This is a genomic window from Prescottella soli (genome assembly GCF_040024445.1).
GTDB classification, from domain to species: Bacteria; Actinomycetota; Actinomycetes; order Mycobacteriales; family Mycobacteriaceae; genus Prescottella; species Prescottella soli.
Genome location: NZ_CP157276.1, coordinates 776,349 through 799,155, shown reverse-complemented (window position 1 = coordinate 799,155; position 22,807 = coordinate 776,349). Strand labels below are relative to the sequence as shown.

Annotated in this window: 20 protein-coding genes; 13 read left to right on the top strand and 7 right to left on the bottom strand. The window is 68.1% G+C overall.

From position 1 onward, the window contains the following. The first annotated feature begins 32 nt into the window (after window positions 1-32). Window positions 33-410, top strand: a complete 378-nt coding sequence (locus ABI214_RS03700; protein WP_348606250.1) for an OB-fold nucleic acid binding domain-containing protein — start codon at window positions 33-35, stop codon at window positions 408-410. A gap of 106 nt (window positions 411-516) precedes the next feature. Then, the gene (locus ABI214_RS03695) at window positions 517-1,209 is read left to right on the top strand and encodes a DUF3159 domain-containing protein (protein ID WP_348606248.1); all 693 of its coding nucleotides are present in this window, start codon (window positions 517-519) and stop codon (window positions 1,207-1,209) included. Here the strand turns inward: ABI214_RS03695 and ABI214_RS03690 are convergent. Together ABI214_RS03690 and ABI214_RS03685 are read right to left on the bottom strand one after the other, a co-directional pair. Continuing rightward, the gene (locus tag ABI214_RS03690) at window positions 1,186-1,842 is read right to left on the bottom strand and encodes a potassium channel family protein (protein ID WP_348606246.1); all 657 of its coding nucleotides are present in this window, start codon (window positions 1,840-1,842) and stop codon (window positions 1,186-1,188) included. The genes ABI214_RS03695 and ABI214_RS03690 overlap by 24 nt on opposite strands. Window positions 1,843-1,896: 54 nt before the next feature. Then, a complete protein-coding gene (locus ABI214_RS03685; RefSeq protein WP_408586634.1) occupies window positions 1,897-2,562 on the bottom strand; it encodes a potassium channel family protein in 666 nt (221 codons plus the stop codon). 190 nt (window positions 2,563-2,752) lie between these two features. Here ABI214_RS03685 and ABI214_RS03680 point away from each other — a divergent pair, with 190 nt between their 5' ends. From ABI214_RS03680 to ABI214_RS03665, 4 genes are all read left to right on the top strand, one after another. After that, window positions 2,753-4,747, top strand: coding sequence for an APC family permease (locus ABI214_RS03680; RefSeq protein ID WP_348606242.1), 1,995 nt, complete (start codon window positions 2,753-2,755; stop codon window positions 4,745-4,747). A 7-nt stretch (window positions 4,748-4,754) separates the two neighbouring features. After that, window positions 4,755-6,020: a class I SAM-dependent RNA methyltransferase gene (locus tag ABI214_RS03675; RefSeq protein WP_348606240.1), complete on the top strand. Its 1,266-nt coding sequence runs from the start codon at window positions 4,755-4,757 to the stop codon at window positions 6,018-6,020. Window positions 6,021-6,196: 176 nt separating this feature from the next. Continuing rightward, a complete protein-coding gene (locus tag ABI214_RS03670; protein WP_348606239.1) occupies window positions 6,197-6,679 on the top strand; it encodes a MarR family winged helix-turn-helix transcriptional regulator in 483 nt (160 codons plus the stop codon). 44 nt (window positions 6,680-6,723) lie between these two features. Continuing rightward, window positions 6,724-8,277: an MDR family MFS transporter gene (locus tag ABI214_RS03665; protein ID WP_348611247.1), complete on the top strand. Its 1,554-nt coding sequence runs from the start codon at window positions 6,724-6,726 to the stop codon at window positions 8,275-8,277. 135 nt (window positions 8,278-8,412) lie between these two features. Here ABI214_RS03665 and ABI214_RS03660 read toward each other — a convergent pair whose 3' ends face one another. Beyond that, window positions 8,413-9,195 carry a DeoR/GlpR family DNA-binding transcription regulator gene (locus tag ABI214_RS03660; RefSeq protein ID WP_348606238.1) on the bottom strand — a complete coding sequence of 261 codons (783 nt, stop codon included), beginning with the start codon at window positions 9,193-9,195 and terminating at the stop codon, window positions 8,413-8,415. 305 nt (window positions 9,196-9,500) lie between these two features. Here ABI214_RS03660 and ABI214_RS03655 point away from each other — a divergent pair, with 305 nt between their 5' ends. Genes ABI214_RS03655 through ABI214_RS03630 form a run of 6 tightly spaced genes read left to right on the top strand, consistent with a single transcriptional unit; the run spans window position 9,501 to window position 14,932 of the window. Beyond that, complete coding sequence (locus tag ABI214_RS03655) at window positions 9,501-10,562, top strand: extracellular solute-binding protein (protein WP_348606236.1); 1,062 nt, start codon at window positions 9,501-9,503, stop codon at window positions 10,560-10,562. Window positions 10,563-10,565: 3 nt separating this feature from the next. Then, entirely contained in the window at window positions 10,566-11,441 is an 876-nt protein-coding gene (locus ABI214_RS03650) for an ABC transporter permease (protein WP_348606234.1), read from the top strand. Beyond that, a complete protein-coding gene (locus tag ABI214_RS03645) occupies window positions 11,438-12,292 on the top strand; it encodes an ABC transporter permease (RefSeq protein WP_348606232.1) in 855 nt (284 codons plus the stop codon). Before ABI214_RS03650 ends, ABI214_RS03645 begins: the two co-directional genes overlap by 4 nt. Beyond that, entirely contained in the window at window positions 12,289-13,383 is a 1,095-nt protein-coding gene (locus ABI214_RS03640) for an ABC transporter ATP-binding protein (protein WP_348606230.1), read from the top strand. Before ABI214_RS03645 ends, ABI214_RS03640 begins: the two co-directional genes overlap by 4 nt. A 5-nt stretch (window positions 13,384-13,388) precedes the next feature. Then, window positions 13,389-14,117, top strand: coding sequence for an HAD family hydrolase (locus tag ABI214_RS03635; protein WP_348611244.1), 729 nt, complete (start codon window positions 13,389-13,391; stop codon window positions 14,115-14,117). After that, window positions 14,117-14,932 carry a metallophosphoesterase gene (locus ABI214_RS03630; RefSeq protein WP_348606228.1) on the top strand — a complete coding sequence of 272 codons (816 nt, stop codon included), beginning with the start codon at window positions 14,117-14,119 and terminating at the stop codon, window positions 14,930-14,932. Before ABI214_RS03635 ends, ABI214_RS03630 begins: the two co-directional genes overlap by 1 nt. Window positions 14,933-14,936: 4 nt before the next feature. Here ABI214_RS03630 and ABI214_RS03625 read toward each other — a convergent pair whose 3' ends face one another. The 3 genes from ABI214_RS03625 to glsA all read right to left on the bottom strand — a co-directional run bounded on the left by ABI214_RS03625 (window position 14,937) and on the right by glsA (window position 18,715). After that, window positions 14,937-15,767, bottom strand: coding sequence for an ABC transporter permease (locus ABI214_RS03625; protein WP_348606226.1), 831 nt, complete (start codon window positions 15,765-15,767; stop codon window positions 14,937-14,939). Further along, window positions 15,764-16,753: an ATP-binding cassette domain-containing protein gene (locus tag ABI214_RS03620; RefSeq protein WP_348606224.1), complete on the bottom strand. Its 990-nt coding sequence runs from the start codon at window positions 16,751-16,753 to the stop codon at window positions 15,764-15,766. Before ABI214_RS03620 ends, ABI214_RS03625 begins: the two co-directional genes overlap by 4 nt. A gap of 138 nt (window positions 16,754-16,891) precedes the next feature. Beyond that, a complete protein-coding gene (gene glsA, locus ABI214_RS03615; RefSeq protein ID WP_348606222.1) occupies window positions 16,892-18,715 on the bottom strand; it encodes a glutaminase A in 1,824 nt (607 codons plus the stop codon). A 157-nt stretch (window positions 18,716-18,872) separates the two neighbouring features. Here glsA and dxs point away from each other — a divergent pair, with 157 nt between their 5' ends. Continuing rightward, complete coding sequence (dxs, locus tag ABI214_RS03610) at window positions 18,873-20,816, top strand: 1-deoxy-D-xylulose-5-phosphate synthase (protein WP_348611241.1); 1,944 nt, start codon at window positions 18,873-18,875, stop codon at window positions 20,814-20,816. A 6-nt stretch (window positions 20,817-20,822) separates the two neighbouring features. On the opposite strand, the gene ABI214_RS03605 is transcribed toward dxs, so the two are convergent. After that, window positions 20,823-22,418, bottom strand: a complete 1,596-nt coding sequence (locus ABI214_RS03605; RefSeq protein WP_348606220.1) for an oleate hydratase — start codon at window positions 22,416-22,418, stop codon at window positions 20,823-20,825. Between the last annotated feature and the right edge of the window lie 389 nt (window positions 22,419-22,807).

Here is a 22,807-nt window from a genome sequence, read left to right as displayed (position 1 = left end):
GACCTGCGCCGCCATTTGTCCAGGAGCGCGCTATGGCCCCCGCCGCGGCAGGTTACTTTCGCCGGCTGACTCGCAGACTCACCGAAGATCTCGAGCAGCTGGACGCCGAGGAAATGGTTGAGACCGCGCAGGCATCGGGCGCCAAGCGCGCCTGTGACTGCTCGCGCGGTGAGGAGGTCACGATCCTCGGGCGCCTGCGCAGCGTCGAGGCGTGTCCCAAGTCCGCGAACGCATCCGTCCAGGCCGAGTTCTTCGACGGAACCGACCCCGTCACACTGGTCTGGATCGGTCGCCGACGCATTCCGGGCATCGAGCCGGGAAAGACGCTGATGGTGCGTGGGCGGATCGGCGAGCGCGGCGGCCAGAAGGTCATCTTCAACCCGTATTACGAGCTGCGTGGAGATTCGTGATCGGCGTTCCTCTCGCCGCGGCGGTGACGGCTCACCGGCGCGCAGTGACGGTCCGCCGTCCGATCGGCCTTGACGGCTCGCCGTCGGAGTATGGCAATCTCGTCGCGTGACCGAAACGAAGCAACAGACGATCCTCGAACAGCTCGGTGGACTGAGTGGGCTGGTCTACTCGTCGCTGCCGGTCATCGCCTTCGTTCCGGCGAACAGCCTGTGGGGCCTGGGACCGGCCGTGTGGATCGCGCTGGGAGTGGCCGCGGCCATCCTCGTGTGGCGCATCATCCGTCGCGGGCCGATCCAGCCGGCCATCTCGGGATTCCTCGGCGTCGGCGTCTGCGCGTTCATCGCCTATCGCACCGGTGACGCGAAGGGCTACTTCCTCTTCGGCATCTACACGAGCCTGCTGTACGCGGCGGCCTTCGTCGTCTCGATCCTCGTACGGTGGCCCCTCGTCGGCGTCGTCTGGGGCTACCTGAACGGACACAAGAACGCGTGGCGGGCGCACAAGAGCGCGGTGCGCGCGTATGACATCGCGACGATCGCGTGGGCGTTGGTGTTCGGGGCCCGCTACCTGGTCCAATCGCAGCTCTACGACGCCGACCAGACGGGGTGGCTGGCGGTTGCCCGCATCGGTATGGGCTGGCCGCTTACCGGCGTCGTGTTGCTCGTGACGATCTGGGCGGTCCGCCGCGCGGATCGGGTCGTCGAACCGGCACCGGCCCCCGAGGACCTCGAGCAGATCGAGGGCGCCGGGGACGGCGCGGCCGACCGGCCCGAATCAGATGTCGACCGCGGCGCGTAGCTCGTCTTCGACCTCCACCGCGGCGACGAACAGCAGCTCGTCGCCGGCTTCGACCGGATCGTCGGGCTGCGGGACGATCACACGTCCACCCCGGATGATGGTGACCAGCGCCACGTCACGCGGCAACTGGATCTTCCGGACCGGCTTGCCCGCGAGGGGAGTGTTCTCGGGCAGGGTGATCTCGACGAGGTTCGCCTGACCCTGACGGAACGTCATCAGCCGCACGAGATCGCCCACCGTGACGGCCTCCTCGACGAGCGAGGCCAGCATGCGCGGTGTCGACACCGCGACGTCCACGCCCCAGGACTCGTCGAACAGCCACTCGTTGCGCGGGTCGTTGACGCGGGCCACCACCCGACCGACGCCGAACTCGGTCTTCGCGAGCAGGCTCACCACGATGTTCGCCTTGTCGTCGCCGGTCGCGGCGATCACGACGTCGTAGCTCTCCAACTGGGCGGCCTCGAGCAGGCTCAGCTCGCACGCGTCGGCGTGCACCCACTCGGCCTGGGGGATCACGTCGGGTTCGACGTGTTCGAGTTTGCGTTCGAGCAGCATGACGTGGTGGTCGCTGCGGACGAGTTCACGGGCGATGGAGCGGCCTACGGCGCCGGCTCCTGCGATGGCCACTCTCATCGGAGGCATCCAATCGGGTAGTCGATCGAGAAGGGGGTCATGACCGGTGCAATGTCAGTCGTCCGACGGGGGAGGGTTCCCCGCGAGCGCGACGGCCTCGGCGACGGTCCCGGACACGGCGGCGACGTACACCTGGTCCTGGGACTGGATCACGGTCTTGCGGTCCGGGAGGATTCCCGTCCCGAATCGGATGATGAACGAGACACGCGACGACGTCGCGGCCTCGAGTTCGCTGACGCTGCGGCCCACCCAGTCTTCGTGCAGGGACAGTTCGGTGACCACGACCGTGCCCGACGGATCGCGCCACTTCGAAATCTGGTCGTCCTGCTGCAGGGCGAGCATGAAGCGGTCGGTGGTCCACGGCACCGTCGCGATGGTCGGGATTCCGAGGCGCTCGTAGACGGCGGCGCGCTTGGCGTCGTAGATCCGTGCGACGACCCGATCGACACCGAACGTCTCGCGCGCGACGCGCGCGGAGATGATGTTCGAGTTGTCGCCCGACGACACGGCCGCGAATGCCTGTGCACGCTCGATTCCGGCCCGGACCAGTACGTCTCGGTCGAATCCCATGCCGACGACGGTCGTGCCGGTGAAGTCCGATCCGAGGCGGAGGAATGCGCTCGCGTCGCGGTCGATGACCGCGACCTCGTGGCCGATCCGGCTCAGTGCGGTAGCGAGGGACGAGCCGACCCGGCCGCATCCCATGACGACTACGTACACCCGTCCACTCCGTTCATTGCTCAGCGGCCGACGGTGTGCCGCCGGCATCGAATCGAACCGTACAGCGCCCACCGGGAAGAGCAAGCAGCCGCCGCCGATCGGTGGACTCCCGGGGTGATCGGCAAACCGGGAATCGCGGTGGGGGACGCCCTGATGTGGTGTGTGGCCGGGGACGGCTTACGCTTTGTCGGTGTCGAAGCTTTCCACCGCTGCGAAGCGGCTGATTTTGGGGCGACCGTTCCGAAGCGACAAACTCGGACACACGCTTCTCCCCAAGCGGATCGCGCTACCCGTCTTCGCCTCGGACGCGATGTCGTCGGTGGCGTATGCGCCGGAAGAGATCTATCTGGTGCTGTCGGTCGCGGGCATTTCCGCGTACGCGTTCGCGCCGTGGATCGGGCTGGCCGTCGCGCTGGTGATGGCCGTGGTCGTTGCGAGCTACCGCCAGAACGTGCATGCCTATCCGTCCGGTGGCGGTGACTATGAGGTCGCGACCGTCAACCTGGGGCCGAACGCCGGCCTGACCGTCGGCAGTGCGCTGATGGTCGACTACGTGCTCACGGTGGCGGTGTCGATCTCGTCGGCCGCGTCGAACATCGGGTCCGCGGTGCCGTTCGTGGCCGAGCACAAGGTCCTGTTCGCGATCGCGGCGATCGTCCTGCTGACCGCGATGAACCTGCGCGGCATCCGGGAGTCCGGGTCGGCGTTCGCGATCCCCACCTACGCGTTCATCGTCGGCATGATGGTGATGCTGGTGTGGGGCTTCGTTCGTATCTATGCCTTCGGTGACGATGTCCACGCCGAGTCGGCCGGGTTCACCCTCAATGCGGAGGACGCGCAGCTGCACGGCATCGCGTTCGCGTTCCTCATCGCGCGGGCGTTCTCGTCCGGCTGTGCGGCACTGACCGGTGTCGAGGCGATCAGCAACGGTGTGCCCGCGTTCCAGAAGCCCAAGTCGCGCAACGCCGCCACCACGCTGCTGCTGCTCGGTACCTTCGCGATCACGCTGTTGATGGGCATCATCATCCTGGCCCAGAAGATCGGCGTCGTGTACGCGCACGACCCGGCGATGCAGCTGACCGGCGCGCCCGAGGGCTACCAGCAGAAGACGCTCATCGCGCAGCTCGCCGAGGCGGTGTTCTCCGGATTCCCGATCGGCTTCTACTTCATCGCGACCGTCACCGCGCTCATCCTGGTACTCGCCGCGAACACCGCGTTCAACGGCTTCCCGGTGCTCGGGTCGGTCCTCGCGCAGGACCGTTACCTGCCGCGCCAGCTGCACACCCGCGGCGACCGCCTCGCGTTCAGCAACGGCATCCTGTTCCTGTCGGGTGCGGCGATCGCGTTCGTGGTGGTGTTCGGCGCCGAGGTCACCAAGCTGATCCAGCTCTACATCGTGGGCGTGTTCGTCTCGTTCGTGCTGAGCCAGACCGGCATGATCCGGCACTGGACGCGTCACCTGAAGGCGGAGACCGATCCCGCGCAGCGCCGGCGGATGAAGCGTTCCCGAGTGATCAACTCGATCGGCCTCGCGATGACCGGCGCAGTGCTCGTGATCGTCCTGCTCACCAAGTTCGCGGCCGGCGCCTGGATCGCGATCGTCGCGATGATCGCCATCTTCGTGGTGATGAAGTCGATCCGTCGCCACTACGACAGCGTCGCGGCCGAGCTCGACGAGCAGGAATGGGACGGCGTGCTGCCGAGCCGGACGCACTCGATTGTGCTCGTGTCGAAGATGCACATGCCGACGATGCGCGCGCTCGCCTACGCTCGGGCGACGCGTCCCGACACGCTCGAGGCCATCACGGTCAACGTCGACGAGCCGGACACCCGGGCCCTGGTCCGGGAGTGGGAGAACAGCGACATCACGGTGCCGCTCAAGGTAATCGAGTCGCCGTACCGGGAGATCACCAAACCGGTGCTCGACTACGTCCGCCGCATCCGGCGGGATTCGCCGCGCGACGTCGTGACGGTCTTCATCCCGGAGTATGTCGTCGGACACTGGTGGGAGCAGTTGCTGCACAATCAGAGTGCCCTGCGTCTCAAGAGCCGGCTGCTGTTCCAGCCCGGTGTGATGGTCACGAGCGTGCCGTGGCAGCTGAGTTCGTCGGAGAAGGTCAAGCGGGAGCGTGTCGACAACGCGCCGGGCGCGATCCGCCGCGGTCTCGATGTGGAAGGCAAGTGACCGGCAAGTGAGCGAGAACTGGGTCGGACGCCGGCTCGAGGTGGAACTGGGCAAGCCCGGGCACGGCGGGTTCTGCGTCGCCCGGCACGAGGGCCGGGTGCTGTTCGTCCGGCACGGGCTGCCGGGCGAGAAGGTGATCGCGCACGTCACCGAGGACCGCGGTGGATCGTTCTGCCGGGCCGACGCCGTCGAGATCGTCGAGGCGTCCCCCGACCGCATCGCGCCGCTGTGCCCCATCTCGGGTCCCGGCGGAGCCGGGTGCTGTGACTACTCGCACGCCACGCTCGCGGCGCAGCGGCGGATGAAGTCCGACGTCGTCGCCGAACAGTTGCGCCGCATCGCGGGCGTGGACATGGACATCGCCGTCGACTCGTTGCCGGGCACCGGCGACGGCACGGGATGGCGCACCCGGGTCCGGTTGGCGGTGGACGCGGCCGGGCGCCCCGGCTTCCATCGCTTCCGCAGCCTCGACATCGAGACGTTCCTGGCCTGCCCGCAGATCGATCCCGCCGCTTACGCCGGGCTCGCCGAGCGCTCGTGGCATCCGGGTGCGGAGATCCAGCTCGTGCTGGACGCGGCGGGCGAGCGGCACGTGGTGGAGATCGCGCCGCCCAAGGTGTCGCGCACGGGCCGGCGCAGCCCGGGCCGGCGCGGGGCGACGGCGCGGCGGGCGGCATCGGCGGGCAGTCGCGCGGAACACGTCGTGATCGGTTCGGGTCGGCCCGTCGAGCGGGTCGGCGACCGGGAGTGGACACTGTCGGCGACGGGTTTCTGGCAGGCGCACCGCAGCGCCGCCGAGACGTACTCGTCGGTCGTGGGGGAGTGGGCGCAGGCGTCGAACGGCGCGAACGTGTGGGATCTCTACGGCGGTGTCGGGGTGTTCGCGGCCACGCTGGCCGATCAGGTGGGCCCAGTAGGCCGGGTCGATTCGGTGGAGTTCTCGCGACAGGCCGTCGCCGACGGAACCGCGGCGTTGGGGGACCTGCCGCAGGTGTACCTGCATGCGGCTCGGGTCGAACGGGCGCTGCGCGACCTGTCGGCCCCGGAGGTCGTCGTCCTCGATCCGCCGCGCGCGGGCGCGGGCCGCGACGTCGTGGCCGCGGTGACGGCGGCCGGTCCGCAGCGCATCGTGCACATCGGGTGCGACCCGGCCTCGTTCGCGCGGGACGTCGCGCTCTACCGCGAGCACGGCTTCCGGCTGGCGCAGGTCCGGGCCTTCGATGCCTTCCCGCTCACGCACCACGTGGAGAGCCTCGCACTGCTCACACGCTGACGTTGGGAGTGGACCTCGACACACCCGACTCAGGCGCTGCTCGAGTTTGCGCTGGTCAGAGCCGTTGAAGTGCGGTATGTCGCTTTTGTGAAGTAATTGCTTGACGCACGCAACTATGCGTACCGTTGCGTTCTGCAAGTAATTCACTAGGTCTAATCGAGGATTCGGGGTATCCGATGGCTGTCCAGGCCGATACCGCGCAGGCCCTGGTCGATGCGATCTTCCTCTTCGGCCGCTCGCTGCGAAATGCGATCGCGAGTGCGGCGGATGATCCGGTCGCGCCGGCACTGGTGGCCGTGCTGGTCGTCCTTTCGGCTCGCGGCCCGTGTCGTCAGAACGAACTCGCGTCCGTTCTGTGCGTGAGCCAGTCCGCTCTCAGCCGGCAGATGACCGAACTGGTCGAGGCCGGACTCGTCGAGAGGCAACCGGACCCGGACGACAAGCGGGCCTTCCGCGTCCAGGTCTCGGCGGACGGGCACGAGGCACTGCGCGCCACCAAGGAAAACAGGTCCACGCGTTTGCGGGACATGCTCGGTGGTTGGAGCCAGGAGGAGGCGGCGGTCGCATTGACCACGATCGAACGTCTCACCGACTCGCTCACCGCGCGCTCCGAATCCTCACCTCTAGCAGCCGATCAATGTGGGAGAGCACTTCGATGACGACATCAGTGGGGGAGAGCCGGGCAGGCGCCGGCCAGCAGGCGATGACACATCGCCAGATTCTCGAGGTCCTCGCGGGCCTCATCGCCGCGCTGTTCACGGCGCTGCTCAGTACGACCATCGTCTCGACGGCGCTGCCGACGATCATCGGTGACCTGAAGGGCACCCAGACGCAGTTCGCGTGGGTGATCACGACGGCCCTGCTCGCGAACGCGGCATCGACCCCGATCTGGGGCAAGCTCGCCGACCTGTTCAACAAGAAGGTGCTGGTCCAGAGCGCAATCGTGATCTTCGTCGTGGGCTCGGTCATCGCCGGTTTCGCCCACAACGTGCCGGTCCTGCTTGCGGCGCGCGTCGTGCAGGGCGTCGGCATGGGTGGCCTGACCGCCCTCGTCGTCGCGATCATCGGCAGCATCATTCCGCCGCGCGACCGTGGTCGCTACTCCGGCTACATGGGTGCGGCGATGGCGGTGTCGATGTCGGGCGGCCCGATCCTCGGCGGTGTGATCGTCGACAGCCCCCTCGGGTGGCGCTGGTGCTTCTTCGTATGCGTCCCGTTGGCCGTGATCGCGCTGTTCCTGCTGCAGCGCACGCTGCACATCGCGACCGAGCGCAAGGGTGACGTCTCCATCGACTGGTGGGGCGCGATGCTGCTGACCGCGGGCGTCAGTGTCCTGCTGATCTGGGTGTCGTTCGCGGGCAAGGCCGACTACTACGGCTGGATCTCGAAGGAATCGGCGATGTACGTCGGCGCCGGTGTGCTCCTGCTGATCGCAACGGTGATCGTCGAGGCGAAGGCCAAGGCGCCGATCATCCCGCTGAAGATCATCACCGAGAAGACCACGGGTATCGCGATCATCGCGTCGATCGCCGTCGGTGTCGGCATGTTCGGTGCCACGACGTTCCTCGGCCAGTACTTCCAGACGGCGCGCGGGTACAGCCCGACGATCGCCGGTGTCCTGACCATTCCGATGGTGCTGGGCATGCTGGTCTCGTCGGTCGTCTCGGGCCAGTTGATCTCGCGCTTCGGCAAGTGGAAGCCGTTCATCGTCGGTGGTGCGTTGCTGCTCGTCGTCGGATTCGGTCTGCTCGGCACGATCGATCACGCGACCAGCCTGTGGCTGATCGGTGTCTACATCGCGATCGTCGGCGTCGGCGTCGGCAGCCTGATGCAGAACCTCGTTCTCGCGGTCCAGAACACGGTGAGCGTGGACAACATCGGCGCCGCCAGTAGCTCGGTCGCGTTCTTCCGGACCTTCGGTGGAGCCATCGGCGTCTCGGTGCTCGGATCCGTGCTCGCGACCCGGGTCGCGACCCTGTCGACCGAGGGCTTCGCGAAGCTCGGCATCGACACGCACTCGTCCGGTGGTGGCGGCAGCCTGGATCTGAACGCGCTTCCGGCGCCCATCGCGGAGGTCATACGGGTGGCGTACGGCGACGCGACCGGACTCCTGTTCGCGATCGCGGCCGGTGTCGCGGTGATCACGCTGATCTGCGTGATCCTGGTCCCGAACACGCCGCTGCGGAAGACCATCGACATCCAGAAGCCGGATGCGCCGACCGAGTCGGCGGCCGTGAGCGAGAGCGAATCCGCTTAGCCGCGGTGCGCCGTCGAGCACTCCAAGTGCCGGCTGCGGAACCCCTGTGAGCGCGAACGGGGCGGTGCGGGTCCATCGGACCTGCGCCGCCCCTTCCGCGTGCCGGGGGCCGACCCGCGCCGTGGCGGCGCGGAATCAACTCTCTTCGACGATCACCTCGATGTCGCGGGACCGCAGACCCGCGACGACATCCGCGGGGGCGCAGTTGTCGGTGATCAGTTGCTCGAAGTCGTCGAGCGGTGCCAGCCAGTGCAAGGCGGTTCTGCCGAGCTTGCTGCTGTCCGCAAGGATGACCCGGCGCGTCGCGGTCGCGAGCATGGCCCTCTTGGACGCCGCGACTTCCTGTTCCGGGTGGTAGACGCCGCGTTCGTCGATCCCGGCGAACGAGAAGAAGCCGATGTCGGCGCGGACGCGGCCGGCGGCGTCCTCGCAGGCGATCCCGTGCATGCTGGCGTGCCGCGCGTCGTATTCGCCGCCGAGAACCACCAACCGGACGTCCTCCCACTGCGATACCCGGGACACGACCGGGACGAAGTTCGTGATCAGAGTCAGCGGCCGAAGCGTCTCGAGCGGATCCAGTAGATGCAGATTCGTGGTGGAACTGTCCACGAGCACTGACATTCCGGGCTGGACCAGGTCCGCGGCCCGCGCCGCGATCGCGCGCTTCTCGTTCAGGGCCGCCCCGGTCCGGTACTCGATGCTGCTCTCGAACACGCTCGACGGCTGGGCGGTGACCCCTCCGTGGAATTTGCGGACGACGCCCTTTCGGGCCAGCGCGTCGAGGTCGCGATGTGCCGTCACCAGGCTCACATTGAATCGCTGTGCGAGTTCCTGCGCGGTGGAGGTGCTGTGTGTGAGCAGATAGTTCGCGATGTCCCGCTGGCGTTGCGCGGGTAGCTCCCCCCGTCCTGACGTCATGGTTCTCTCCTGGGGATGCGGTGGTTCGGTGTTCTGTCGTCGTGCGGCAGGAGGCTAGCACCGCTGCGGTGAAGCCGGATTCCGTTGTCGGGTGTCGGTTTTCGAGTTCTTGCTCCCGTAGTCGGTGCGTCATCTGCGTCGTCGACGGGCGAACATTGGCTTAACAAATGCCGGAAATGTCGTCTGGCGATGAAAACTGCGCACCTCGTGCGACATAGTTGCCGAAGTGCGTTCGTGAGGTCACCGTCAGAGGATCCCGGGGCGCGCATTCGATCCGAAATCCACACCACAGGAGCAGCATTCACATGCGCGTTGTCAGCCGGGCCCGGACGTACGGGGTGAGAGGAGTCGGTGCGCTCGCAGCCCTCGCGGTCCTGTCGGCGGCCGGATGTTCGAGCGTGGTCGGTGGGCAGTCCGACCAGGCCGCAGCAGGGACCGTCGTTCAGTACAACAGTCCGGACGAGTGGGCGAACTTCAAGGACGTCCGGGCCGCGTTCGCGGAGGAATCCGGGATCACCGTGCCCAACGACGTCAAGAACAGCGGCCAGACGCTCAGCGCGCTGGCCGAGCAGAAGTCCCACCCGCAGGCGGACGTCGCGTACTGGGGGTCCACGTTCGGCGTCGAGGCTGACAAGCAGGGGCTGATCGAGCCGTACGCGCCGGCCGGTGCGGAGGACGTGGCCGCCGACCTGAAGGCCGCGGACGGCTCGTGGACCGTCGCCCACTACGGCGTGGTCGCGATGCTGGTGAACAAGAAAGCGCTGGGCGGGCTTCCGACGCCCCGGACGTGGGACGACCTCCTGAAGCCGGAGTACAAGGGCAAGGTGTTCTACGCGGATCCGGGCAAGGCTGCGATCGGCTACTACACCGCGGCGGCGGTCAATATGGCGAAGGGCGGATCTGCGTCCGACTGGCAGCCCGCCCTGGACTACTTCACGAAGCTGAAGGCGAACGGCGCCCAGGCCCCCGTGAACACGACACCGGCGAAGGCCGGATCGGGTGAGTATCCGATCCTGATCGACGCCGACTTCAACGGTTACGCGCAGAAGTACAACCAGAATGCAGATCTCGACGTGGTCATCCCGTCCGATGGCACGGTCAAGGTGTCCTACGCGGTGAGCCTGGTCAAGAACGGGCCGAATCCCGAGGGCGCGAAGAAGTGGATGGACTTCCTCCTGTCCGACACCGGTCAGCAGTTGTTCGCCGAGTTCTACGTCCACCCGGTCCGCGGGTCCATGCCCGAGCACATTCAGTCGCGGATCGCTCCGGAGGCGGAGTACAACGCCGCGCGTAACGTCGACATCGCCGAGTTGGCAGCTGTGCAGGGCGATTTCGTCAAGGCCTACACGGCCGCGATCTCGGGCTGACGCATGTCCGTTGCGTCTGTCGGAGTGGGCGTTCCCAGGCTGCGCCTGCCGCGCAGCATGGGTAACTTCCTCCTCGTCGTTCCCGCGGTCACCTTCCTCGTGCTGTTCATGGTGGCGCCGCTGGTGTCGTTCCTCGTACGCAGCCTGACCGGTGTCGACGGCGAGTTCACGTGGCAGTACTACGTCGAGATCTTCACCACCGCGAACTACCGGGCGGCCCTGATCAATTCGTTGTGGTTGGCGATCGCGTCGACGGTTGTCACGATCGCGGTCACGTTCCCGGCGGCCCTGCATCTCGCCAGGCTCGAGGGCAGGCGGGCCATCGCCTACGACGCGATTCTCACCTTCCCGCTGTCGCTTCCGGGCCTGGTGATCGGCTTCTTCGTCATCGTGCTCTTCGGTCGTGCCGGGTTGGCGCAGTCGGCGAGTGTCGCGCTCACGGGTCAGCAGTCGCTGGTTCTGGCCTATTCGATGCCGGGCCTGTTGTTCGCGTACCTCTATTTTCAACTCCCGCGCACCCTGGGAATTCTGCGTGGTTCGGCCAGCGCGCTCGACCCGGACCTCGAGGACGTCGCACGCACGCTCGGCGCGTCGCCGGCTCGGATCACGGCCACCGTGGTGCTGCCGGCGATGTGGCCGGCGATCCTGTCGGCCGCGGGGATCGCGATCGCCAGCTCGCTCGGCGCGTACGGGACCGTCGCGGCGCTCTCCGAGGGCTTTCGGGTGTTGCCGCTCGAGATCGCCGAGCAGGGGACTGTCCTGCAGAACACCGCCCTCGCGGGAGCGATGGCCGTCGTACTCGCAGCGGTGAGCGTGGTGTTCACGGTCCTCAACAACCTGGGTGAGCGAATGATCGGGCGATCGGAGGTTCGCGCATGAGCGTGGAGGTGTCCACCGCGCGACCGGTGATCGTGGTCCCGGATCGGACCGCGCCGCGCGTCACACCTGCTCGGGGTGGGCGCCGATGGATCACGTCGTCCGCGGCCCGGTTCTGCATCGTCCTGTCGGTGCTGCCGATCGTGGTCACCGCACTGGTCGCCGTCACCGCCAACTGGAACAACGGTCCGCTCAGCGGCGGCGTGACGACCAAATGGATGGGCGAGGCGCTGACGACCTTCGTGCCCGCGCTGTCGGCCAGTGCCCAGGTGGCTGCCCTCACGTTGCTGATCGGGTTTCCGCTGGGGCTTCCGCTGGCGTTCCTCTTCGCGCGTGGTGGCATGCCGGGAACCTCGGTGATCCGGTGGATGGCAAGTCTGCCCCTCGCCGTCCCCGGCATCGCCGTGGGCCTTGCGCTCGGTGCGATGTACCCGCAGCTCCAGCGGTCCGGGTGGCTGCTGATCCTCGGGCATGTCGTGGTGACGATGCCGTTCCTCGTCGCCAGTCTCACCCCGGTCCTGCGGGATCCCGACCTGCGGCAGCTCGAGCAGGCGGCGGCGACATTGGGGGCGGGCGCCGTCAGGCGACTGTGGACCGTGACCTTGCCGCACGTCCGGCCGGCGCTGCTCGCGGGCGCAATGATGGTGTTGGCCTTGAGTTTCGGCGAGTTCAACCTGACCTACTTCATCGTCAACCCCGCCCAGCAGACGCTCCCGGTCGTCCTGTTCGGCGCATTCATCTACGGGCAGACCTCGGCCGGTGCGGCCCTCGCCCTGTGGTACTGCATCGCAGTCATTCCGCTGGCTGTCGGTCTGCACCTGTTCGGCACGCTCGCAGTGAGGAGACGCAAGTGAGATCGGAAACCGGATCGACCAGTCCGGCAGTCGAGGCGGTCGGCATGACGCGGCGCTACCCGAAGTCGGACCGTGCAGCGGTCCGGGAGGTGAGCTTCACAGTGTCCTCCGGTGAGGTGCTCGCGCTCGTCGGGCCGTCCGGCTGCGGCAAGTCGACCACCCTGAGAATGATCGCGGGCCTCGAGCCGCTGGACGGCGGCTCACTCGCGCTCGACGGCGTCGATGCGACGACCACCCGTCCGGAGGATCGCCGCATCGGATGGGTGCCGCAGAGCTACGGCCTGTTTCCGCACATGAGTGTCGCGGACAACGTCGGGTACGGGCTGGCCGCGCGCCGGGTCTCGAAGGCGGATCGGCGCGACATGGTGCGCGAGGCGCTGCGTCTCGCCCGAGTGTCCGAGCTGGCCGATCGTTCGCCCCGGCAGCTGTCCGGGGGTCAGCGGCAGCGGGTGGCCCTCGCTCGCGCGTTCGCGACCAATCCGCGAGTACTGCTGTTGGACGAGCCGCTCGCCGCACTCGATCCGCAGCTACGTGACGAACTGAGGACCGAGCTCGCCACGATCCTGCGCGCGTCCGGCCGGGCGACCATCCTCGTCACCCACGACCAGCAGGAGGCGCTCTCGCTCGCCGACCACATCGCGGTGCTGCGCGACGGCCGGCTGGAGCAGTGCGGACCCGCCGAGGAGCTGTGGCGCCGGCCGGTCAATGCCTTCGTTGCCGCGTTCCTGGGTCGGGCGACGATGCTTCGCGGTGAGGTCACGTCGTCGGGATGCGTGCGCGTCGCCGACGAGTGGGATCTGCCGCTCGACGTCCTCGACGGCCCGGTCCTCGCGCCCGGTCAGGGGTGCGAGGTGGTCCTGCGCCCCAAGGCATTTGATCGGGCGCCCGCCACCGGCGGGCTGCCGCTCCGGGTCCGGCAGTGCGAGTACCTCGGCGACACCGTGCGCCTGCACGGTTCGATCGGGCGTTCGGAGATCGGGCTTACCGTCGAGCTCCCGGCCGACGTGCCGGTGACGGACTGGGTCGGCCTGGCTCCGCGTCCCGGTGCCATTTCTGTTAATCCGACTGCGCGAGAGAAGGTTCCGGCGTGAGTGTGATGATCGATCGCGCTGCGCCGCGGGACGTGCTGGTGCTGTGGGACCTCGACCAGACGCTGCTCGATGCGGGCGGGGTCGATCGTCAGGTGTGGCTCGACGTCTGCGCCGAGCTCACCGGTACCGTCCTCGAGTCCGCGGAGGTCGTCCCGGGCAGTACCGTCCGGGCGCTGATGCGTTCGCTGCTACGGCAATCGGGACTCGGCGAGGACGACGTCGACGACGTGCTGCCGCGTGCGATCGGGCGTGAACGTGAATTGCTCGACGCGCGGCGCGAGCTGCTCGTCCAGCACGGGCGTGCCCTGCCTGGTGCCCGCGCCGCGATCGAGCACTTCGCTCGCGCGCCACACGTGACGCAGTCGGTCCTCACCGGCAACCAGATCGACGCGGCCCGGATCAAGCTCGAGGCCTACGGGCTCGCGGCCGGCCTCGACCTCTCGCGGGGCGCATTCGGTTCCGATACGGTCCATCGCCCGGACCTGGTCGTGCAGGCGCTCGACACGGCGCGGTGGCTCGGTCGGGCACTCGAGCCCGGCGACGTGCTGATGGTCGGCGACTCGGTCCTCGACGTCGAGGCCGCGCGGAGCCACGGGGCGCGGGTGGTCGCGGTGGCCACCGGCGAAACCCCCGCATCCGTCCTGCAGGACGCGGGCGCAGACCTCGTGGTTCCGGATCTCGTCGATCTGCTCCCCGCCATGAATTCCCATCCGTCTCTGAAAGGATTTCTGTGATGACCTACGACGCTCGCTACGAGCTCATCCAACTGTCCGACACTCATCTCGTCGCCGCCGGCACGCTGTTCGAAGGCCTCGACAGCCAGGCACACCTGGAGCTGGCCTGCGCCGCCGTCCGGGCCGCCGACCGGACGTTCGACGCGATCCTGCTGACCGGCGATCTCGTCGACGGTGGGGGTGTGGAGGCCTATCGGCGTCTGTCGGCACTGATCGACGCGCTGAGTGCGGAGGTCGGTGTACCCGCGATCTACGCCCCGGGTAACCACGACGACCCGGAGATCTTCAGCGACGTCCTCGGAACGCCGATCGGTCCGGACGGCACCATCGACTACGTGACGCACGTCGGTGGGCTGCGCATCGTGGTCCTCGACAGCAACGTTCGCGGGGCCGGTCACGGCGAACTGCGCCCGCATCAGTTCCAGTGGCTCGCGGAAACCCTGCACGAGCCGGCGGAGGACGGAACCGTGGTGGTCGTCCACCACCCGCCGTTGCCGGCGTCCTCGCCGTACCTCGAGGACTACATCCTCGATCCCGCGCACCGCGCGCAGCTGGCGGATGTCCTTCGGGGTACGGACGTGCGGATCATCGTCGCCGGCCACTACCACCAGCCGATCGGCGGGGTCCTCGAGGGAATTCCGGTGTGGGCGGGTGGTGCGGTCTCGTACACCGGCAGCGCGTTCGCCCCCGAGGGACTGCATCAGGGATTGCGGATGCCGACGATCTCCAAGATCCAGTTGCATCCCGACACGGCATTCGGGGTGGCGCATCCCCTCGTGACGGAACCGCCGGTCTACACGATGTCCACGACGTAGCGGGCTACGTCTTTCGGTTGTACAGGCGCATCGTCAGGGGACCGAAGACGACGATGAACCCGGCGCACCAGATCAGCACGACGGACAGCTGACCGAACTCGAACGACCCCGCGGACAGGGCCCGCAGCGCCGTCACGAGGTGGCTGATCGGGTTGACCTCGACGAATGCCTGCAGCCAGCCCGGCATCGTGGACGGGTCGACGAAGATGTTGCTCGCGAACGTGAGCGGGAACAGGATGAACATCGACACGCCCATCACGGCCTGCTCGGTGCGCATCAGCATCGCGAACATCGTCCACACCCACGACAGGCTGAACGAGAACAGCAACAGCAGCAGCACCGAAGCGACGACGCCGACGACGCCGCCCGCGGGTCGGAATCCGAGGATCAGGCCGAGGACGAGCACGATCACCGACGCGATGGTGTAGCGCACGATGTCCCCGAACAGCGCACCGACGAGCGGCGACGGCCGCCAGATCGGCAGCGAACGGAAGCGGTCGAAGACGCCCTTCTCGATGTCCTTGTTGAGGGTCAGGCCCGTGTACATCGTGATCATCACCACCGTCTGCACGAGGATGCCGGGGATGAGGAACTGGACGTAGGCGGTGGTCGATCCGGCGAGCGCGCCGCCGAACAGGAACGTGAACATCAGCGTGAACATGATCGGGAACATCGTCACGTCGAACAGCTGCTCCGGGACGTGCTTGATCTTGAGCAGCGCGCGCCAGCCGAACGACAACGACGTCGAGAGCGCGTTCGGGCGGGCGGGCCGCGGGCCCGGCATCTGGAGGACGTTCCCGACCGCCTGGGCCGAGGTGGTGATGGTCTCGGTCATGGGGTCGTCTCCTCGAATTCGGCGGTGTCCTCGGTCGGTTCGGCGCTGTGCCCGGTGAGGGCGAGGAACACCTCGTCGAGGCTGGGCTGGCCGAGGGCGAATGTCGTGACGGCGAGGTTCGCGTCGTCGAGGGCGGCGAGCGCCCGCGCCACCCGCTGCGGGTCGTCGATACGCGCGGTCAGCGCGGCCGGGTCCGATTCGAGCGTGACGGGAACACCGAGGACCGGTTCGAGGATCGCGGCGGCGTCCTGGCGGCGCGACGATTCCGCGACACGCACGTGCAGTGCGCCGGAGCCCACCGACGCCTTGAGTTCGCCGGTCGTGCCCTCCGCGATGACCTTGCCGTGGTCGATCACGGCGATCCGGTCGGCCAACTGGTCGGCCTCGTCGAGGTACTGCGTGGTGAGCAGTACGGTGGTGCCGCCGGCGACGAGGGCCCGGACGATCTCCCACACCTGGTTGCGGCTGCGGGGGTCGAGTCCGGTGGTCGGCTCGTCGAGGAAGATCAGCTCGGGTGTGACGATGATGCTCGCGGCGATGTCGATGCGCCGCCGCATACCGCCCGAGTACGTCTTGACCTGGCGTCCCCCGGCCTCCTCGAGTCCGAAGGCGACGAGCAGCTGCTCGCACCGGGACCGGGCCGCGGCCCGTGAATAGCCGTACAGCCGCCCCAGCAGGATCAGGTTCTCGGTGCCGGTCAGGTCCTCATCGAGAGATGCGAACTGTCCGGTCAGTGACACCTTGCTGCGGACCGTCTCGGCTTCGGTGGTGACGTCGTGGCCGAGGACACGCGCGGATCCGCCGTCGATCGGGAGCAGCGTCGCGAGCATGCGGATGGTGGTCGTCTTGCCGGCGCCGTTGGGTCCGAGGACGCCGTACACGCCGCCGGAGGGCACCGCCAGGTCGACGCCGGCGACGGCGGTGTTCGAGCCGAAGCGCTTGATCAATCCGGTGGTTTCGATGGCCAGTGCGCTGTCAGGTTTCATCTGTCCCCGTCGTCTGGTGTGAATGATGTCGCAACTAGACGGTCCCAGCCTGATGGATCGGCGGAGACCGCGCAATCGGTTTTCCCTCCTCCTGGGGGAGCGTTTTCTTCCACCTGGGGAAGGCTGACGGCACGACGTTCAGAGGCGTCCGTGCTGCTCGAACGTGCGGAGCAGCATCTCGAGTTGTCCGTACGCCGCCGTCGCCAGGCGTTCGAGCAGCGCCGACTTGATCTCCGGGGCAGCGGAGGTGAGCCGGGCGAAACCGTCCGGCGGGAGCAGGGCGAGCGTGACCGTCGTGTCGGCGCGCACGTCGTTGAGGATCGTCGAGTCCAGCAGGGTGGGCATCTCGCCGAAAGTCATCCCGGCCGACAGGGTCGTGATGCGGTGGATCGTGCCGTCGGCGGATGTCACCGTGGTGCTGGCGCGACCCGACAGGATGAGGAAGATTCCGGCCGCGGTCGCACCGCGCCGGGCGATCGTCTCACCGCGCGCGACGGTCCGCTTCTCGAGCTCGTCGGTGAACCGCTCGAACTGCTCCGGCGTGAGATCTGCCAGCAGCGGGTGCTGTTCGAGCTCGACGGATTCGGGTTGCCTCCCGATCGCGCAGTGCAGCGCCAGCAGGACCTCCTCGCACCACTGGGTCGCAGCGTCCAGGTCGGCGAACACCCGACCGTGCGGATCGTCCGGCGTGAGGCTCGACGTCGTGTGACCGAAGAGCCCGTTCGGGTCCACGAGGGCCGTCCGGCAGCCGTGCCGGGCGAGATCGGCCCACAGCGCCTCGATCATCCGCCGTGCGACGTCACTGACGTCGTCGACGCGTCGGACGTCGACGACGACGGCCTCGAGGTCGTCGCGTGCGCCGTCGATCTCCCGGACCGCGGTCTCGGCGCCGGTGAACAGCAGGTCGCCGTGGAGTTCGTAGATGCGAGCGCGGTCGCCGATCCGGTCGAGGGCGGCGCGTTCGGCGTCGGTGCGGCGGGTCCGGGACGGCGCCGACGCGACGCTGTAGCGGGCGCGGATCGACGACCGGGCCGCGCGGGTGACGTGCAGGAAGTGCAGCTCCAGATCGCGGGAGAGCTCCCGGCAGGCCCGCACCCCCCGCACGCTGTTGCCGTGCCGGTCCAGGCGCGGCGAGTAGACGGCGATCCCCAGCTGTCCGGGCAGGACGGCCAGCACTCCGCCGCCGACGCCGCTCTTGGCGGGCATGCCCACCTCGGTGACCCATTCGCCGGCGGCGTCGTACATCCCGCACGTGGTCATGACGCTGAGGACGCGTTCGACCAGCGCCGGCGCGAGCACCCGGTCCCGGGTGACGGGATTGATGCCGTTGTTCGCGAGCGTCGCCGCCATCAGCGCGAGGTCGTGGCACGTGACGTCGATCGAGCACTGTCTGAAGTAGAGGTCCACGGCCTCGTCCGGGTCGTCGGTGATGACGCCGAACGAGCGCAGCATGTAGCCGATCGCGCGGTTGCGGTGCCCGGTCTTCGCCTCGGAGGCGTACACCGCGTCGTCGAGTGCCAACTGCCGGCCCGCGCAGCGTGAGTAAAGCGATCGGATCCGCCCGAATCGTTCCTCGACACCGCCACCGGCGACCAGCGACGCGGACGTGATGGCGCCCGCGTTGATCATCGGGTTGCGTGGCCGCTCGGTGTCGGGGTCGAGGCTGATCTCGTTGAACGGCTCGCCCGACGGTTCGACGTCGATCTTCTCGGCGACCGCGTCCACCCCGCGATCAGCGAGCGCCAGCGCGTACGTGAACGGCTTGGAGATCGACTGGATGGTGAACGGCACGGCGGTGTCGCCCACCTCGTACACGTGCCCGTCGCTGGTGGCGACGGCGATACCGAACCGGTCGGGGTCGACGGCCGCGAGTTCCGGGATGTAGTCGGCGACCTCGCCGCCGCGGTCGCCGCGGACCACGTCGAACACTCGGGTGATGAACTCGTCGACCACGTTGCCCATGGAGCAACAGTAGGATGAGCGGACAGTCTGCGATGTGCGATCGGGCGCGCACGGGTGTGCTCGGATTCGATGCCGATGGGCATCGTCTCCGGTCGCTCCGTAGACTTGTCGGGCTGTCACGTGGCAGCGCGTGAACCTGCCGGAGGGAGCGATCTCGTTGGGTGTCCTTGCCCGCATCCAGACGCCTGACGACTTGCGTCAGCTCGATCCTGAGGAAATGAAGGAACTCGCCGCGGAGATCCGTGAGTTCCTGGTGCAGAAGGTGTCCGCCACCGGCGGCCACCTGGGCCCCAACCTCGGTGTCGTCGAACTGACGCTCGCGTTGCACCGGGTGTTCGATTCCCCCTCCGACCCGATCATCTTCGACACCGGCCATCAGGCCTATGTCCACAAGATCCTCACCGGTCGCAAGGACGAGTTCGACTCGCTCCGCAAGCAGGGTGGGCTGTCCGGCTACCCGTCGCGCGCCGAGAGCGAGCACGACTGGGTCGAGTCGTCGCATGCGTCGGCCGCCCTCTCGTACGCCGACGGCATGGCCAAGGCGTTCGAGCTGTCCGGCCAGCGGGGCCGTCACGTCGTCGCCGTCGTGGGCGACGGCGCGCTGACCGGCGGAATGTGTTGGGAGGCGCTCAACAACATCGCCGCCGGCAAGGACCGTTCGGTCGTCATCGTCGTCAACGACAACGGCCGCTCCTACGCGCCCACGATCGGCGGCCTGGCCGACCACCTCGCGTCGCTGCGCCTGCAGCCCGGCTACGAGCGGATGCTCGACAGCGGTCGGCGGATGGTCAAGAAGATGCCGTGGGTCGGCCGCACCGCCTACCAGTTGCTGCACGGGATGAAGGCGGGCCTGAAGGACGCCGTGAGCCCGCAGGTGATGTTCACCGATCTCGGGATCAAGTACCTGGGCCCCGTCGACGGGCACGACGAGGTGGCGATGGAGTCGGCACTGCGCCGCGCCAAGGCGTTCGGTGGTCCGGTGATCGTGCATGCCGTGACCCGCAAGGGCATGGGGTACGCGCCCGCCGAGAACCACGTCGCAGACCAGATGCACGCGACCGGCGTGATCGACCCGCTCACCGGCCTGTCGCGCGGAACGTCGGCGCCGGACTGGACGTCGGTGTTCTCGGCGGAGCTGATCGAGCAGGCCGAGAAGCGTGACGACATCGTCGCGATCACCGCCGCGATGGCCGGCCCGACCGGCCTCGCCGCGTTCGGCGAGCGCTTCCCGGAGCGGATGTTCGACGTCGGCATCGCCGAGCAGCACGCGGTCACGTCGGCTGCGGGGCTCGCGCTCGGCGGCATGCACCCGGTGGTCGCGATCTACTCCACCTTCCTCAACCGCGCGTTCGACCAGTTGCTGATGGACGTCGCGCTGCTGAAGCAGCCGGTCACGATCGTGCTGGACCGCTCGGGCGTCACCGGCGTCGACGGCGCGAGCCACAACGGCATGTGGGATCTGTCGCTGCTGGGGATCATCCCGGGAATCCGCGTCGCCGCGCCGCGCGATGCCGCGACGCTGCGCGAGGAGCTGCAGGAGGCCCTCGCGGTCGACGACGGTCCGACGGTGATCCGGTTCCCCAAGGGCGCGGTCGGCGACGACATCCCGGCGGCCCGGCGCCTCGACGGCCTCGTCGATGTGCTGCAGATGCCGGAGGGCGATCGCGGCGACGTCCTGTTCGTGGCGGTCGGTTCGTTCGCCGGCGTCGCGCTGGAGGCGGCCGAACGGCTCGGCCAGCACGGCATCACGGCGGCGGTCATCGACCCGCGGTGGGTGCTGCCGGTGCCGGAGTCGGTGGTCAAGCTCGCCGAGAACTTCCGGATGGTCGTCACGGTCGAGGACAACGGCCTGCACGGGGGTATCGGTTCGACGGTCTCGGCGGCGCTGCGCGCGGCCGGGGTCGACGTCCCGTGCCGGGATCTCGGTGTGCCGCAGCAGTTCCTGGACCACGCGTCGCGGGACCAGCTTCATCGCGAACTCGGACTCACCGCCCAGGACATCACGCGCCAGGTCACCGGCTGGGTCGTCGGGCTGGACCGCGCCGACACCGGCGGTGGCCTCGACAAGGGACTCGACAAGTCGAATCCGAGCGTCGGATAGCGGTTTCTAGCGGAACGCCGCCTCGAGCGCCTTGACCCCGACCTTGGGGTCGAGCAGCCCGTGGTAGATCGGCGGGATCGGCTTGTCGACGTCGAACAGCGTGTAGACGGCGTGCATCGCGCCGTGCACCGAGTACTCGACGGTGAACACGACGTCCTCGGGCAGGTTCGTGAACTGCCCGAGGAAAGCGAAGTTCTCTGCGCCGTCGGGCACGACCTCGGGGCGGTCGGCGGGGATACGGCGGCTGAACAGGGCCGACGCGTACGGCATCATCACCGTCGTCACGTCGGTGGTGGCCAGGACTTCGTCGAGCAGGTCCTCGAACCCGTACTGGTGGATCAACTCGGTGAGGATCTCCTTGCCGGTGGCCTGCGACATCTTCTTCCTGACGTAGTCGCCCTCGTTGTCGATGTCGAAGCCGTACCCCCACAGTGTGTAGATGTCCTTGGGCTGGGCGGGGAAATGGGGTTGGTAGGGGATAACCGTGGACAGGTGCCAGCCGGACTCGAACCAGGTGGTCAGCGCGCCGGTTCCGGGTTCGTTGCCGGTGTACTCGGTGATGCGCCGCAGCAACGTGTCGCCGCGCATCGTGAGAGTGAACGATTCCCACTTGTTCTCGTCGATGTTGCCGTAGAACGTGTTGGGGCGGCCGAAGTCCGGGGCCTTCTTGGCGATCTCCTCCCACAGCGACCAGCCGTGGTCGGCGCGGTCGCGGATCAGCGCGGGCACGTCGTCGTTTCCGCCGTAGGTCGAGTCCGAGGTGATCGAGCCGAGCGTGATGAACGCGTAGTCGCCCTCGCCCAGTTCGATCGTGGCGGGTCCGTCCGGGCCGACGACGTGCAGTCGCCGCGCCCGACGCGGCTGCCCGGCCTGCGCGAAGTCGACGTCGACGACGCGGGTCGCGAACCGGACGTCGACGTTCTGGGCCCACATCCATCGCTGCAGCGGGACGACCATCGAGTCGTACTGGTTGTAGGCGGTGCGCCGGACGCCGGACAGGGTGTGGATGCGCGGGAACTCCTGGACGAATCGCAGGAAGTACCGCCGCAATTCGGCCGCCGAATGCCACTTCTGGAAGGCGAACGTGGTGCGCCACATCTGCCAGAAGTTGGTGGTGAAGAAGTGCCTGCCGAACATCTCGTCGATCCTCCGCGCCCCGAGCGCGTGCTCCGGCAGGCCCAGCAAACGCATCATCTCGAGCCGGTCGCGGTGGTCGAGGCCCAGCTGCGAGGCGTCGATGATGGTGTGCCGTGAATCGATCAGCCGCGCCTTGTCGTTCGTTCTGACCTTGGCGTTGAAGTCCAGAATCTCCTGGCGGACGCTGACGTCCGGGTTCTCGAGCGAGGGAATCGACTCGAACAGGTCCCACGTGCACCGGTAGACCTCTTCCTCGAGCATGCGCCCACCGCGGGTGACCCAGCCGTCGGTGACGGCGGGGGAGCGGGTGCCGTCGAGCGAGCCGCCTTCGACGTCGAGTTCCTCGAGGATGTGGATGTGTTCTCCTGGCACCCCGGCATCGCGGATCGCGAAGGCGGTAGCGGCCATTCCGGCGATACCGCCGCCGATGATCCAGACGTGGGCCTGCTTCGGGTCGACGCTCATGGTGGTCCTCCCGCCACGGCGGCTGGACCGGTTCGAGACGGGCCAGTTCGGACGACGCGGCACTGTTCGAGCGGCACACCGACACCACACGCCCGGGCGACGCCGGGTGCCGCGGGGTGCGACGTCGCGAGGACCCACGACCAGTGTCGGTCCGGCCGTTCGCGGCCGTCAACCGGCGAGTCGACGTCCCGTGCGGTGCCCGCGAGTGTCGCTGCCCGGCAACCGGTTTGCGAGCGTGGTCCGGATCGTCGGGAAATGGTTGGCCTCGGCGGGCGCATGTCGTGCAGGATTGGGGGTCGGTCAGGTCAGGAGGTCTCGGTGTCGGAGCTGAATACACGCGTGTCGTCCGAACTCGTCTCGGATTGCTCGAACTGCTTCGGCTTGTGCTG

What these genes read in the sequence shown, in the direction of transcription:
- ABI214_RS03630 (WP_348606228.1), top strand. Translation starts at nt 14,117, where the DNA reads ATGACCTACGACGCTCGCTACGAGCTCATCCAACTGTCCGACACTCAT.
- ABI214_RS03660 (WP_348606238.1), bottom strand. Translation starts at nt 9,195, where the DNA reads ATGACGTCAGGACGGGGGGAGCTACCCGCGCAACGCCAGCGGGACATC.
- ABI214_RS03605 (WP_348606220.1), bottom strand. Translation starts at nt 22,418, where the DNA reads ATGAGCGTCGACCCGAAGCAGGCCCACGTCTGGATCATCGGCGGCGGT.
- ABI214_RS03700 (WP_348606250.1), top strand. Translation starts at nt 33, where the DNA reads ATGGCCCCCGCCGCGGCAGGTTACTTTCGCCGGCTGACTCGCAGACTC.
- ABI214_RS03625 (WP_348606226.1), bottom strand. Translation starts at nt 15,767, where the DNA reads ATGACCGAGACCATCACCACCTCGGCCCAGGCGGTCGGGAACGTCCTC.
- ABI214_RS03650 (WP_348606234.1), top strand. Translation starts at nt 10,566, where the DNA reads ATGTCCGTTGCGTCTGTCGGAGTGGGCGTTCCCAGGCTGCGCCTGCCG.
- ABI214_RS03655 (WP_348606236.1), top strand. Translation starts at nt 9,501, where the DNA reads ATGCGCGTTGTCAGCCGGGCCCGGACGTACGGGGTGAGAGGAGTCGGT.
- glsA (WP_348606222.1), bottom strand. Translation starts at nt 18,715, where the DNA reads ATGGGCAACGTGGTCGACGAGTTCATCACCCGAGTGTTCGACGTGGTC.
- ABI214_RS03635 (WP_348611244.1), top strand. Translation starts at nt 13,389, where the DNA reads ATGATCGATCGCGCTGCGCCGCGGGACGTGCTGGTGCTGTGGGACCTC.
- ABI214_RS03645 (WP_348606232.1), top strand. Translation starts at nt 11,438, where the DNA reads ATGAGCGTGGAGGTGTCCACCGCGCGACCGGTGATCGTGGTCCCGGAT.
- ABI214_RS03620 (WP_348606224.1), bottom strand. Translation starts at nt 16,753, where the DNA reads ATGAAACCTGACAGCGCACTGGCCATCGAAACCACCGGATTGATCAAG.
- ABI214_RS03670 (WP_348606239.1), top strand. Translation starts at nt 6,197, where the DNA reads ATGGCTGTCCAGGCCGATACCGCGCAGGCCCTGGTCGATGCGATCTTC.
- ABI214_RS03690 (WP_348606246.1), bottom strand. Translation starts at nt 1,842, where the DNA reads ATGAGAGTGGCCATCGCAGGAGCCGGCGCCGTAGGCCGCTCCATCGCC.
- ABI214_RS03665 (WP_348611247.1), top strand. Translation starts at nt 6,724, where the DNA reads ATGACACATCGCCAGATTCTCGAGGTCCTCGCGGGCCTCATCGCCGCG.